The 12,742-nt window shown below is 62.3% G+C and carries 11 protein-coding genes; 6 read left to right on the top strand and 5 right to left on the bottom strand.

Features of this window, described 5'->3' with window-relative positions:
* The first annotated feature begins 19 nt into the window (after positions 1-19).
* From LOY70_RS14610 to LOY70_RS14585, 6 genes are all read left to right on the top strand, one after another.
* Complete coding sequence (locus tag LOY70_RS14610) at positions 20-568, top strand: hypothetical protein (protein ID WP_265037732.1); 549 nt, start codon at positions 20-22, stop codon at positions 566-568.
* An 84-nt stretch (positions 569-652) separates the two neighbouring features.
* Entirely contained in the window at positions 653-1,573 is a 921-nt protein-coding gene (locus LOY70_RS14605; RefSeq protein WP_265037731.1) for a LysR family transcriptional regulator, read from the top strand.
* 543 nt (positions 1,574-2,116) lie between these two features.
* Positions 2,117-3,496 (top strand): UDP-glucose dehydrogenase family protein, encoded by a 1,380-nt coding sequence (locus LOY70_RS14600; protein WP_265037730.1) that lies wholly within the window; start codon positions 2,117-2,119, stop codon positions 3,494-3,496.
* A gap of 174 nt (positions 3,497-3,670) precedes the next feature.
* Positions 3,671-4,378, top strand: coding sequence for an HPP family protein (locus tag LOY70_RS14595; RefSeq protein WP_265037729.1), 708 nt, complete (start codon positions 3,671-3,673; stop codon positions 4,376-4,378).
* Positions 4,379-4,512: 134 nt separating this feature from the next.
* Positions 4,513-5,619: an enoyl-CoA hydratase/isomerase family protein gene (locus LOY70_RS14590; RefSeq protein WP_265037728.1), complete on the top strand. Its 1,107-nt coding sequence runs from the start codon at positions 4,513-4,515 to the stop codon at positions 5,617-5,619.
* Positions 5,620-5,622: 3 nt separating this feature from the next.
* A complete protein-coding gene (locus tag LOY70_RS14585; RefSeq protein ID WP_265037727.1) occupies positions 5,623-6,774 on the top strand; it encodes an acyl-CoA dehydrogenase family protein in 1,152 nt (383 codons plus the stop codon).
* 392 nt (positions 6,775-7,166) lie between these two features.
* Here the strand turns inward: LOY70_RS14585 and LOY70_RS14580 are convergent, their stop codons facing one another.
* The 5 genes from LOY70_RS14580 to LOY70_RS14560 are packed head-to-tail and all read right to left on the bottom strand — an operon-like array spanning position 7,167 to position 12,732.
* Positions 7,167-7,940, bottom strand: a complete 774-nt coding sequence (locus tag LOY70_RS14580; RefSeq protein ID WP_024617255.1) for an enoyl-CoA hydratase — start codon at positions 7,938-7,940, stop codon at positions 7,167-7,169.
* A 13-nt stretch (positions 7,941-7,953) separates the two neighbouring features.
* Complete coding sequence (locus LOY70_RS14575) at positions 7,954-9,081, bottom strand: acyl-CoA dehydrogenase (RefSeq protein ID WP_265037726.1); 1,128 nt, start codon at positions 9,079-9,081, stop codon at positions 7,954-7,956.
* Positions 9,082-9,090: 9 nt separating this feature from the next.
* Positions 9,091-10,278: an acetyl-CoA C-acyltransferase gene (locus LOY70_RS14570; protein WP_265037725.1), complete on the bottom strand. Its 1,188-nt coding sequence runs from the start codon at positions 10,276-10,278 to the stop codon at positions 9,091-9,093.
* 11 nt (positions 10,279-10,289) lie between these two features.
* A complete protein-coding gene (locus LOY70_RS14565; RefSeq protein WP_265037724.1) occupies positions 10,290-11,051 on the bottom strand; it encodes an SDR family NAD(P)-dependent oxidoreductase in 762 nt (253 codons plus the stop codon).
* Between the two features lie 16 nt (positions 11,052-11,067).
* Positions 11,068-12,732, bottom strand: a complete 1,665-nt coding sequence (locus tag LOY70_RS14560; RefSeq protein WP_265037723.1) for an AMP-binding protein — start codon at positions 12,730-12,732, stop codon at positions 11,068-11,070.
* Positions 12,733-12,742 lie beyond the last annotated feature (10 nt).

The raw sequence follows: 12,742 nt of genomic DNA, 5'->3' as shown, positions 1-12,742 counted from the left end.
AACTTGATAGGGATACCCGATGAATACACCCCAGCGGTCGATTCAGCAGTACATAAACGCCAAGGACGGCAATCGCCCTCACCTGCTGGACCAGGCCTTGGCGCCGGAGGCCATTCTGGACATGATCGTGCGCACGGGTTCTATCTCGTTCCCCGGCCACGTTGAAGGCCGCGCCGCCATTGGCGATGTGCTGGTCAGACGTTTTGGCCAGACCTTCGAAAACGTCTACACGTTTTGCCTGGGAGCCCCACCGGCAACGGACGCCAACGTGTTCCAGTGCAAATGGCTGGTGGCGATGTCGGACAAGAACGGCGGTGAGGCTCGTGTCGGGTGTGGCATGTATGACTGGCACTTCGATCCGACGTCGAGACTGGCCAAGCGACTGACCATTACCATCGAACACATGAAAACCCTGCCAGCAACCGATCTGCCGGCGATCATGACGTGGGTATCAAGGTTGGATTATCCATGGTGCCATCCTGAAGCCGCGGTTGATAACGCGCCGGATTCAGGCGCGCTTCAGGACGTGATCCAATTCGTGATCAATCCAGTCAGCGCCCAACCCTGATCCCTGATCCCTGATCCCTGATCCCTGATCCCTGATCATTGTGCCCGGCTTGAGCCGCCATGACCCTTTCGAGGAACCACCCAAATGAACATCAAGTTTCTCGAAACCTTCGTCTGGGTCGCCCGCCTGAAGAGTTTTCGGCTCACCGCGGAAAAGCTATTCACCACTCAAGCCTCCATTTCCAGCCGAATCGCGGCTCTGGAAGACGAAATGGGCGTGCGGCTGTTCGTACGTGACTCCAAAGGTGTGTCGCTGACCTCCGAAGGCCAGCGAGTGCTGGAATACGCCGAGCGCATCATGGACACCGTGCAAAGTATGAAGGCGGTGATCAAGGATCCTCGCCAGGTGCGCGGCCGGATCCGCATTGGCGCTATGGATACGGTGATCCACACCTGGCTCAGTCCTTTGGTTACCCGCCTGATGGCGTGTTATCCGGCGTTGGAAATCGAGCTGTCGGCCGACACCGCGAGCAACCTGTGTTCACAACTGGAGAAAGGTTACCAGGACATCATTTTCCAGACCGACATCCTGCGCCTCGACAGCGTGCGCAACGCCCTTCTGACCCGCTACCCGATGCACTGGGTGGTGCGCACCGGTTCCGTGTATGACCGGCATTATGCTTCGCTGGAGGACCTGTCCCAGGAGCGCATCGTGACCTTCTCGCGCAACTCGCGGCCCCATCAGGACATCCTCAACCTGCTGCACTCGGCCAACATCGTCTCGCCGCGCATCAACTGTGTGAACTCGGCATCGGCCATCACCCGCCTGGTTCGCGACGGCTTTGGCATTGGCGCCATGCCCGCGGCGTTGGTGCTGGGCGAGCTGGCCCAGGGCACGCTGACCCTGGTAGACGGCGTGCCGCTGCCATCGGTGATGGACATCGTTGCCAGTTGGCGGACTGGCGCGGGAATGGAACGCGTGGAAGACATCGTCAGCCTGACCCGGGAGGTGGTCGACGAGTTCGTCGCAGAATTGCCCGCTGCGTACCGGTTGGATGCGAGTTGAATATCAAATGGCCGGAGGCACGTATAGATTTCGGTAATCCGGTCTACTCGGGCATCGATGGGAACAAGTGAGATTTTTCGTCGACTGGCAGCACCGTCGTACGCAGGTTGGTTCTGCCTGGCCACCGCGCCGATGGCCTGGGGGGCCGCCGATGCCAAAGCCAGGGTGGCACCCACTCCCTGGAAAAAAGAACGTCTTTTCATGGGTTCGCTATCTCTTGGGAAAGCACTTCAGAGCCACGCCGTCCGAGTGCGTGGAGTTGCCCTGATTGTGTTCAACCAGACCAAAGAAGAAGGAATGAGCAGCTTCCGATAGGTGCGTGAGACATTTCTCTAAAGAAGTGACCGAAGCAAAAGCCTTCACATCCCGTGCAATCCGAGGCTGTTGGCCGCCGAGTGGAGGACCCGCTTTCTCCAATTGAAAGCCGCTGCGGCCACGGACTGTAAGTGAACTGCAACATCCCCGACTTATTCTCGATCCAGCGCACTGCGGCGAACCGCTGGTTGTGCCTGTCTGCCCACTCGCGAATCCAGGGAGCCCGTCATGAAAATCAGTGTATTCGGAAGTGGTTACGTCGGCTTGGTGCAAGCCGCCGTGTTGGCCGAGGTGGGCCATGACGTGGTGTGCATGGACATTGACGAGCAGAAGGTCGAAAGCCTGCGCCAGGGCCAAGTGAGTATTTACGAGCCCGGCCTGGCAGCCCTGGTGCGTGAAGGACTGGAAGCCGGACGATTGCACTTCACCAGTGACCCACAGCTTGCCGTGCAACATGGCCAAGTGCTGTTTATCGCGGTGGGCACGCCTTCCAGGGAGGATGGGGCGGCCGATCTGTGCCAGGTCCTGGCGGTCGGTGAAGCAGTCGCCCGCTATCGCGAGCAACCGGTCCTCGTGGTGGAGAAATCCACCGTACCGGTCGGCACTGGCGACGTCCTTCGGGCGCACATCGACAAATGCCTGCTCAAGACCGGTCGCCTGTTGCAGTTCGATATCGTTTCCAACCCGGAATTTCTCAAGGAAGGCTCGGCGGTCGCCGATTGCCGTCGCCCGGATCGCATTGTGATCGGCTGCGAGCGCGATGAGGTCCGTGAAACCATGCGCGATCTGTACGCACCGTTCAATCGTAACCACGACCGGGTGCTATTCATGGACCTGCGCAGCGCCGAACTGACCAAATACGCCGCCAACGGCATGCTGGCGACGAAGATCAGCTTCATCAACCAGATCGCCGAATTGGCCGAACACTTGGGGGCCGACATCGAATCCGTGCGCCTGGGCATCGGCGCCGACTCGCGCATTGGCTATCACTTCATTTACCCGGGGTGCGGCTACGGCGGCTCGTGTTTTCCCAAGGACATGCGCGCCCTGATCCACACCGCCGAGCAGGCCCACTGTTCCAGCGACCTGCTGCAAGCGGTGGAAACCATCAACCAACGACAGAAGCACAAGCTGTTCGAACGCATCAACGCCTTCTACAAGGGCGATCTGCGGGGCAAAACCTTTGCGCTCTGGGGCCTGGCCTTCAAACCCAACACCGATGACATGCGCGATGCACCGAGCCGCACGCTGCTGGAGTCATTGTGGGCCGCCGGCGCCAGCGTGCGTGCCTTTGACCCGGAGGCGATGCAGCAGACCCAACTGCTCTATCCCAATGAGTCGAAGCTCATGCTGATGGGCACGCCGGAATCGGCCTTGCCGGGCGCCGATGCGCTGGTCATTTGCACCGAATGGCAACCGTTCAAGGCGCCGGACTTTGGCCTGATCCAGCAACGGCTCAAGGCGCCGGTGATTTTCGATGGACGCAACCTGTATGACCCGGAACGCATGGCCGACAAAGGGTTTAGCTATTTCCCGATGGGACGCGGGCAATCGCGCGACCTGCCCATCGCCGCGCAAACCTGGTTCAAAGCGTCCAAAAGCGCGTGAAACCACCTTACCTCAAAATAAATGCACTCAAGCAGCATTAATATGAATTTGTAAGCAGGGGTCGCGATCGTCACACTGTGCCTCGTTCCTCCCCCAATTGTTGGAACACTTAAAGGGCTTTCAGGGATCTTCCCGTAAGCCCCTTTTTTTGTTCGTTTTTTGGATCTTCGCTTAATGCTTGCTCGCTGGTTCCCCGCTGCTATCAATACCCGTCCTGCCGAATGGAGTCGCGCCGCCATCGGCATGGCCCTGGGAACGATGTTCAGTGTCTGGCTCTGCAGCCAGGTGTATGGCCTTGAGGTGGCGCAACATCTGATTGGCCCTCTCGGCGCTTCCGCGGTGCTGTTGTTTGCCGTGTCTTCGGGCGCCCTCGCCCAACCCTGGTCGATTGTTGGCGGCTATCTGTGTGCATCGGTCGTGGCGCTGCTGGTGGCCCATGTGCTGGGCCGCACGCTGGGCAGTGCGTGCCTGGCCGCCGGCATGGCGCTGGTGTTGATGTGCTGGCTGCGTTGCGTGCACCCTCCGGCGGGCGCCGTAGCGGCAACGCTGGTGCTGGCGGATTCCTCCATTATTGCCCTGGACTGGCAGGCCGTCGGTGCCGCCATGCTGGCCGGTTCCGCGCTGCTTGTCAGCGCACTGGCCTATAACAACCTGACGCGGGTGCGTTATCCGAAACGGGCGGCTGAACCGGTGGCCGTCATCCCTGCTGACCATCCCCCTGTCGACCGCCAGGCAATCACCCCCGAGGATTTGAAACTGGCTTTGGCGGAGATGGAGGCTTTCTTCGACGTAACCCCTGAAGATCTCGAGCGATTGATCCATATCAGCGAGCGCAATGCCAAGCGCCGGAGCATCACGGAGGTGCTGTCGGGTCGCGGTTGATTCTGTGGCTGCTATAAATATGCAGACAGGACCTGCACGTATCCCGGTTGTGCAATGCAAATTTGCGCTGTTACGATCCCGGCCCTATACGCGCAATGCAATTTATAAAGAACAGTAAAAGCAGGGAGTTAGCGATGACTGCTCAGGTTTCATCCCAAGCCGCAGGGAGCGTCGAAACCATGGACCGTGAGGTCTTGGTCGACGTCCGCAACCATATCGGCCACTTGACCCTGAACCGCCCCGCCGGCCTCAATGCCCTGACCTTGGGCATGGTGCGCAGCTTGCAACAACAACTCGATACCTGGGCCCTCGACCCACGGATCCACGCGGTGGTATTGCGCGGCGCCGGCGACAAGGCGTTTTGCGCGGGCGGCGATATCCGCTCGCTGTACGACAGCCACAAGCAGGGCGATACGCTGCATGAAGACTTTTTCGTCGAGGAGTACGCCCTCGACCTGACGATCCATCACTACCGCAAACCGGTTCTCGCCCTGCTGGACGGCTTCGTCCTGGGCGGTGGCATGGGACTGGCGCAAGGCGCCGACCTGCGGGTGGTGACCGAACGCAGCCGCCTGGGCATGCCGGAGGTCGGCATCGGTTACTTCCCGGACGTGGGTGGCAGTTACTTCCTGCCACGTATTCCTGGCGAACTGGGTATCTACCTGGGCGTCAGCGGCGTGCAAATCCGAGCGGCCGACGCGTTGTATTGCGGGTTGGCCGACTGGTACCTGGACAGCCACAAACTCGAACAGCTCGACGCGCGCCTCGATCGGTTGGAGTGGCACGACACACCGCTCAAGGACCTGCAAAGCCTGCTGGCGAAACTCGGCATGCAGCAACTGCCCGCCCCGCCCCTGGCCGACCTGCGTCCGGTCATCGATCACTTTTTTGCCCTCCCCGACGTGCCGAGCATGGTCGAGCAGTTGCGGCAGGTCACGGTCGCCGACAGTCATGAGTGGGCCGTAAAAACCGCCGACCTGCTGGAAACCCGTTCGCCCCTGGCGATGGCCGTGACCCTGGAAATGCTGCGGCGCGGGCGGCACCTGAGCCTGGAAGACTGTTTTGCCCTGGAGCTGCACCTGGACCGGCAATGGTTCGAACGCGGCGACCTGATCGAAGGCGTGCGCGCGTTGCTGATCGACAAAGACAAGAACCCGCGCTGGAACCCGCCTACCCTGGAGGCACTGGATACCCGCCACGTGGCGAGTTTCTTCGACGGCTTCGACTACCACGGGAACTGAGCCATGCACGATCTCGAACTGACCGAAGAACAAGTGATGATCCGCGACATGGCCCGGGATTTCGCCCGGGGCGAAATCGCGCCCCATGCCCAGGCCTGGGAAAAGGCCGGCTGGATCGACGATGGCCTGGTGTCGAAGATGGGCGAATTGGGCCTGTTGGGCATGGTGGTCCCCGAAGAATGGGGCGGCACCTACGTCGACTACGTGGCCTACGCCCTGGCGGTGGAAGAAATCTCCGCGGGCGACGGCGCCACGGGGGCGCTGATGAGCATCCACAACTCGGTGGGTTGCGGGCCCGTCCTCAACTACGGCACCGACGAGCAGAAACAGACGTGGCTGGCCGATCTCGCCAGCGGCCAGGCCATTGGTTGCTTCTGCCTGACCGAACCCCAGGCTGGCTCCGAGGCCCATAACCTGCGCACCCGCGCCGAACTGCGCGACGGCCATTGGGTCATCAACGGCGCCAAACAGTTCGTCAGTAACGGCAAGCGCGCGAAACTGGCGATTGTCTTTGCCGTGACGGACCCTGAGCTGGGCAAGAAAGGCATCTCGGCGTTCCTGGTGCCCACCGATACGCCGGGGTTCATCGTCGATCGCACCGAACACAAAATGGGCATTCGTGCCTCGGACACCTGCGCCGTCACCTTGAGCAACTGCACCATCCCCGAGGCCAACCTGTTGGGGGCTCGAGGCAAAGGCCTGGCCATCGCCCTGTCCAACCTCGAAGGCGGTCGCATCGGTATCGCGGCGCAGGCCTTGGGTATCGCTCGTGCAGCGTTCGAGGCCGCACTGGCTTACTCGCGGGATCGGGTGCAGTTCGACAAGCCGATCATCGAGCACCAGAGCATCGCCAACCTGTTGGCCGACATGCACACCCGCCTGAACGCCACCCGCCTGCTGATCCTGCATGCCGCCCGGTTACGCAGCGCCGGCAAACCGTGCCTGTCGGAGGCGTCCCAGGCCAAGCTGTTCGCCTCGGAAATGGCCGAGAAGGTCTGTTCCTCGGCGATACAGATTCATGGTGGGTACGGCTATCTCGAGGATTATCCGGTAGAGCGCTACTACCGCGATGCGCGGATTACCCAGATCTATGAAGGGTCGAGCGAGATCCAGCGAATGGTCATTGCCCGGGAGTTGAAACACTACCTGGTGTGATGGCTGGAAAAAGCATCGCGAGCAAGCTCGCTCCCACAGGGTCCAGTGGTATACGCAAATACTGCGTACACCCGAGATCCAGTGTGGGAGCGGGCTTGCTCGCGAAAGCGGTGGGTCAGTCACTTCTATGCTGGATATACCGGCATCTTCGCGGGCAAGCCCGCTCCCACAGGGTTTGGTGGTGTACGCAAATGCTGCGGACACCTGAGATCCAGTGTGGGAGCGAGCTTGCTCGCGAAAGCGGTGGGTCAGTCACTTCTATGCTGGATATACCGGCATCTTCGCGGGCAAGCCCGCTCCCACAGGGGGCGGTGGCGTGTGCAAATGCTGCGTACACCTCCGGCCCCTGTGGGAGCGAGCTTGCTCGCGATGGCGTCAATGAAGACGCCGCATTACTTGTCCTGGAACTCCGCCGCGCGCTTGGCCACGAAGGCCGCCATGCCTTCCTTCTGATCCTGCGTTGCAAACGCCGCGTGGAAGACCCGACGTTCGAACCGCACGCCTTCGGACAGGCTGACTTCAAAGGCGCGATTGACGCTTTCCTTGACCATCATGCTGATGGGCACTGACTTGGAGGCGATCAACGCAGCGGTTTTCAGTGCATCGTCCAGCAGTTCATCGGCCGGTACGATCCGCGCCACGATACCGCAGCGTTCGGCCTCCACCGCGTCGATGAAGCGCCCAGTCAGGCACATTTCCATGGCCTTGGCCTTGCCCACCGCCCGGGTCAGGCGCTGGGTGCCGCCCATGCCCGGCAGCACGCCGAGGTTGATTTCCGGCTGGCCGAACTTGGCATTGTCGCCCGCCAGGATGAAGTCGCACATCAACGCCAGCTCGCAGCCACCGCCCAAGGCAAAACCGTTTACCGCCGCGATGATCGGCTTGCGACGGTTGGCCACGCGGTCGCTGTCGCTGAACAGATCATCCAGGTAGATCTGCGGGTAGGTCAGCTCAGCCATTTCCTTGATGTCAGCACCGGCGGCAAAGGCCTTTTTCGAGCCCGTCAGCACGATGCAGCCGATCTTCGGATCCGCCTCCAGGCTGTCCAGCGCCTGGTTCAGCTCGCTGACGATCTGCGCATTCAAGGCGTTCAAGGCCTGGGGGCGGTTGAGGGTGATCAGGCCGACGCGGTCCTTGATCTCCAATAAAATCGTTTCGTAGCTCATGCAGGACTCCTGTTCAAAGATTGCGCGAAATGACCATGCGCTGAATGTCGCTGGTGCCTTCGTAGATCTGGCACACCCGCACATCGCGGTAGATGCGCTCCAGCGGGAAGTCGTTCAGGTAACCGTAACCGCCCAGGGTTTGCAACGCCATGGAACAGACTTTTTCGGCCATTTCCGAGGCGAACAGCTTGGCCATGGACGCTTCCACCAACGCCGGTTGACCGTCGTCCCGCAGGGCGGCGGCGTAATGCACCATTTGCCGGGCCACCGCGATCTGGGTGGCCATGTCCGCCAGACGGAACGCCACGGCCTGGTGCTCGATGATCGGCTTGCCGAAACTCTGCCGTTCCCGGGCATAGTCGCGGGCGGCCTCGAACGCCGCGCGGGCCATGCCCACCGACTGCGCCGCGATGCCCACGCGCCCGCCTTCCAGGTTCGCCAGGGCGATCCTGTAGCCCTCGCCCTCCTCCCCCAGGCGATTGCCCACCGGCACCTTCACATCCTCGAAGAGAATCTGACAGGTGTCGGATGCATGCTGACCGAGCTTGTCTTCGACCCGCGCCACGGTATAACCCGGCGAATCGGTCGGCACGATGAACGCACTGATGCCGCGTTTGCCGGCGCTCGGATCGGTTACCGCGAACACGATCACCACGCCAGCGTTCTGCCCCGATGTGATGAACTGTTTGCAGCCATTGAGCACGTAGTGATCGCCATTCAGCTTGGCGCGGGTCTTCAGGCCACTGGCATCGGAACCAGCCTGGGGCTCGGTCAAGGCAAAGGCGCCGAGCATCGCGCCGCTGGCCAGCGGCTTGAGGAAACGCTCTTTCTGCTCGTCGTTGCCGTACTTGAGGATCGGCACGCAGCCCACCGAATTGTGCACGCTCATGATCGTCGAGCACGCACCGTCGCCAGCGGCGATTTCTTCCAGGGTCATGGCATAGGCCAGGTAACCAGTGTCGCAGCCGCCCCACTGTTCCGGCACGAGCATGCCGAAGAACCCCAGCTCGGCCATCTCGCCGATGGCTTCTTTGGGGAAGCGGTGCTCACGGTCCCACTCGGCGGCGAACGGTTTCAAGCGTTCCTGGGCGAAGTCTCGGGCCATGTCGCGGATTTGCGTCTGTTCTTCAGTTGGAAGCATGGTGGTTCCTTAATACAGGCATTCGACGGCCATGGCCGTGGCTTCGCCGCCGCCGATGCAAATTGCCGCAACGCCGCGCTTGAGGCCTTTCTGGCGCAAGGCCGAGAGCAGCGTCACCAGGATCCGCGCGCCGGATGCCCCGATTGGGTGGCCCAGGGCGCAAGCGCCACCGTGAACGTTGACCTTTTCATGGGGAATGTCCAATTGCTGCATGGCGACCAATCCCACCACGGCAAAGGCTTCGTTGACTTCGAACAGATCGACTTCATCCAGCGACCACCCGGTTTTGTGCAGCAGTTTTTTCACCGCGCCAATCGGCGCCGTCGGAAACAGGCTTGGGGTGTCGGCAAACGCCGCGTGCCCATGAATCACCGCCAAGGGCTTCAAGCCCCGCTGCTGCGCCTGGCTCTGGCGCATCAGCACCAGGGCTGCCGCACCATCGGAGATGGAACTGGCGTTGGCCGCTGTCACGGTGCCGCCCTCACGGAACGCCGGCTTGAGCGAAGGGATCTTGTCGATTCGCGCCTTGGGCGGTTGCTCGTCGTGGCGAATAGTCACCTGTTCCTTGCCGACCATGACCTGCAGCGGCACGATCTCGGCCTCGAAACTGCCATCCTTGATCGCCTGTTGGGCGCGGGTGGTGGAGGCAATGGCAAAGGCATCCTGGGCTTCACGGCTCAAACCGTTGGCTTCGGCGCAATCCTCGGCGAAGGTGCCCATCAGGCGGCCCTTGTCGTAGGCGTCTTCGAGGCCGTCGAGGAACATGTGGTCCAGCACCTTGCCGTGGCCCATGCGGTAGCCACTACGGGCGCGATCGAGCAGATACGGGGCGTTGGACATGCTTTCCATGCCGCCGGCCACCACTACATCGGCACTGCCGGCCATGAGCATGTCATGGGCGAGGATCGCCGCTTCCATGCCCGAACCGCACATCTTGTTGAGCGTGGTGCAACGGGTCGACTTGTCGAGCCCGGCCCCCAGCGCCGCCTGCCGGGCCGGGGCCTGGCCCAGGCCGGCCGCGAGCACGCAACCGAACAGCACTTCCTCAACCGCAGCGGGTGCAATGCCGGCTCGCTCCACGGCGGCCTTGATGGCGGCAGCTCCCAGTTGAGGGGCGCTGAGGCTTTTCAGTTCACCTTGAAAGCCGCCCATGGGGGTGCGGACGGCACTGACGATGACAATCGGATCGTTGGACATGACTATTCCTCCTACTTGGCCGCCATGCGCAAGGCACCGTCGAGACGGATCACCTCGCCGTTGAGCATGCTGTTTTCAATGATATGCCTGACCAGCGCCGCGTACTCGGCGGGTTTCCCAAGGCGCGGCGGAAACGGCACCCCGGCGGCCAGGGAGTCGCGTACCTCGGGCGTCATGCCGGCCATCATCGGGGTCTCGAAAATGCCCGGGGCGATGGTCATCACCCGGATGCCGAAGCGCGCCAGTTCCCGGGCGGCCGGCAGGGTCAGGGCGGCAATGGCGCCCTTGGACGCCGCATAGGCCGCCTGGCCGATCTGGCCGTCGAAGGCCGCCACGGACGCGGTGTTGATAATCACACCACGTTCGCCGTCGGCATTGGCCTCGGTTTCGGCGATGGCTGCCGCTGCCAGACGCAACAGGTTGAAGCTGCCGATCAGGTTGACGTTGATCACCTGGCTGAAACTGGCCAAGGCATGCGGGCCGTTCTTGCCGAGGATTTTCTCGCCGCGCACGATGCCCGCGCAGTTCACCAGGCCATTGAGGCCACCGAAGGCCGTGACCGTGGCCTTGACCGCCGCTTCAGCCGCGGCCTCGCTGCTGATGTCGGCCACCACACTCTGGCAGCCAAGCTTCTGCGCCTGGGCCGCCACGGCTTCGGCATTGAGGTCCACCAGCATCACCTTGGCACCGGCCTTGACCAGCATCTCGCCAGTGGCCGCACCGAGGCCGGACGCGCCGCCGCTGACGAGGAAAATCTTGTTGTCGATCTGCATCATGGTTTCCTTGGGTTCAAGCTGAAACGTTCTGCGCCGCGGACTCTTGAGCTTTGGCGATTTCCTGGTTGCGCAAGATAAAGCGCTGCAATTTGCCGCTTGGGGTCTTCGGCAAGTCGCTGACAAATTCGATTTCACGGGGGTACGCATGGGCCGCCAGGCGTTTACGCACGTGCTGGCGCAGCTCTTCGGCCAGTTCCGGCGCGGCGCGGTATTGGCCGCTGAGCACTACGAAGGCCTTCACCAGTTCGGTGCGCTCCGGATCGGGTTTGCCGATCACCGCCGCCTCGATCACGGCCGGGTGTTCGATCAGGGCGCTTTCGACGTCGAACGGGCCGACACGGTAGCCGGAGGTGGTGATCACGTCGTCGCTGCGCCCCACGAAGCTGATACTGCCGTCCGGGTTCAGCTCCACGGTGTCGCCGCTCAAGTAATAGTCGCCGACGAAGGCTTTGGTCGGCCCGCCCTCATAACCGGCAAACCAGCACATGGGCGACTGGCTGCGATCCACCGCGAGGATGCCGGGCTGGCCCACGCCCAGCTCCTGATGGTTTTCGTCCAGCACCACGATCCGGTGGCCCGGCGAAGCGAACCCGGCCGCGCCCAGGTGCACCGGATGCTCCAGGCCATGGTGGTTGCACAGCACCATGCCCAGTTCGGTCTGGCCGTAATGGTCGTGGATGACCACGTTGAGGTTGTCGGCAAACCAGCGGATCACCTCCGGATTCAGCGGCTCGCCGGCGCTGCTGACGACGCGCAGCCTGCCCTTGATTGACCGGGCGAACTGCTCGCCCCCGGCAATCAGCAGCCGATAGGCCGTGGGCGAGCCCGTGAGGTTGGTGATGCCGTATTTATTGATGATCCGGCAGGTGCTTTCCAGGGTGAACGGGCCATCGTAGAACGTGATGGGATGCCCCATGGCCAACGGCCCGGTCACGCCGAAATAGATACCGTAGGCCCAACCCGGGTCGGCGACGTTCCAGAAAGCGTCTTCGGGACGCAGGTCTACCGCATCACGGGTGTAGTTCTGAAACGCGACAATGGCCTTGAGCGGCACCGACAGCGCCTTGGCGGGTCCCGTGGTACCGGAGGTGAACATCAGCAGGAACGGGTCTTCGCCAGTGAGCATCACCGGTTCGCACTGGCTGGAATGGTTGGCCACTTCGGCCCAGAAGCTGTAGTCGCCGCGAACGATGCCCCGACCCTTCTCGCCGCCGACCGTGACGACGGTGGGACAAGCAGCTACGTCGTTGAGCTTGGGGCGATTAACCCCGTCGGTGACGACCAGCCGTGCGCCGGAGCTGGCAAGGCGGTGCTCGATGGCCTTGGGGCCGAACGCGGTGAACAGCGGCTGATACACCGCCCCGATGCGCCAGGTGGCGAGCACCACGATCAGCAGCTCGGCGGTGCGCGGCAGCAGGCCCGCCACTTTGTCGCCCTTGCCGACGCCTTGGGCGAGCAGGAAATTGGCGAAACGCGCAGCGTTGTCCAGCAAGTCCCGGTAAGTCCAGGTGGCGTCCGTGCCGTCGTGGCCCTCCCAGAACAGGGCTATGCGCCCCGGCAAGGCGTGCCGGTCGCAACATTCGACGCACGCATTGAGTGCCTCGAGTGAGCCGTGCAGTGCGGCGTCGACGCTTTGCAGGTAATCGAACTGCGCCGTGGCGCTGGAGTAATCGCGCATGACCAGAATC

The organism is Pseudomonas sp. B21-054, from assembly GCF_026016345.1.
Classification (GTDB): Bacteria; Pseudomonadota; Gammaproteobacteria; order Pseudomonadales; family Pseudomonadaceae; genus Aquipseudomonas.
Note: the sequence above shows the minus strand (reverse complement) of the source record. Positions and strands in the feature narration are given on the sequence as shown.

Bases quoted from the DNA above. Each gene is read 5' to 3' on its own strand.
- LOY70_RS14610 (WP_265037732.1), top strand. From the start codon at position 20: ATGAATACACCCCAGCGGTCGATTCAGCAGTACATAAACGCCAAGGAC.
- LOY70_RS14605 (WP_265037731.1), top strand. From the start codon at position 653: ATGAACATCAAGTTTCTCGAAACCTTCGTCTGGGTCGCCCGCCTGAAG.
- LOY70_RS14600 (WP_265037730.1), top strand. From the start codon at position 2,117: ATGAAAATCAGTGTATTCGGAAGTGGTTACGTCGGCTTGGTGCAAGCC.
- LOY70_RS14595 (WP_265037729.1), top strand. From the start codon at position 3,671: ATGCTTGCTCGCTGGTTCCCCGCTGCTATCAATACCCGTCCTGCCGAA.
- LOY70_RS14590 (WP_265037728.1), top strand. From the start codon at position 4,513: ATGACTGCTCAGGTTTCATCCCAAGCCGCAGGGAGCGTCGAAACCATG.
- LOY70_RS14585 (WP_265037727.1), top strand. From the start codon at position 5,623: ATGCACGATCTCGAACTGACCGAAGAACAAGTGATGATCCGCGACATG.
- LOY70_RS14580 (WP_024617255.1), bottom strand. From the start codon at position 7,940: ATGAGCTACGAAACGATTTTATTGGAGATCAAGGACCGCGTCGGCCTG.
- LOY70_RS14575 (WP_265037726.1), bottom strand. From the start codon at position 9,081: ATGCTTCCAACTGAAGAACAGACGCAAATCCGCGACATGGCCCGAGAC.
- LOY70_RS14570 (WP_265037725.1), bottom strand. From the start codon at position 10,278: ATGTCCAACGATCCGATTGTCATCGTCAGTGCCGTCCGCACCCCCATG.
- LOY70_RS14565 (WP_265037724.1), bottom strand. From the start codon at position 11,051: ATGCAGATCGACAACAAGATTTTCCTCGTCAGCGGCGGCGCGTCCGGC.
- LOY70_RS14560 (WP_265037723.1), bottom strand. From the start codon at position 12,732: ATGCGCGATTACTCCAGCGCCACGGCGCAGTTCGATTACCTGCAAAGC.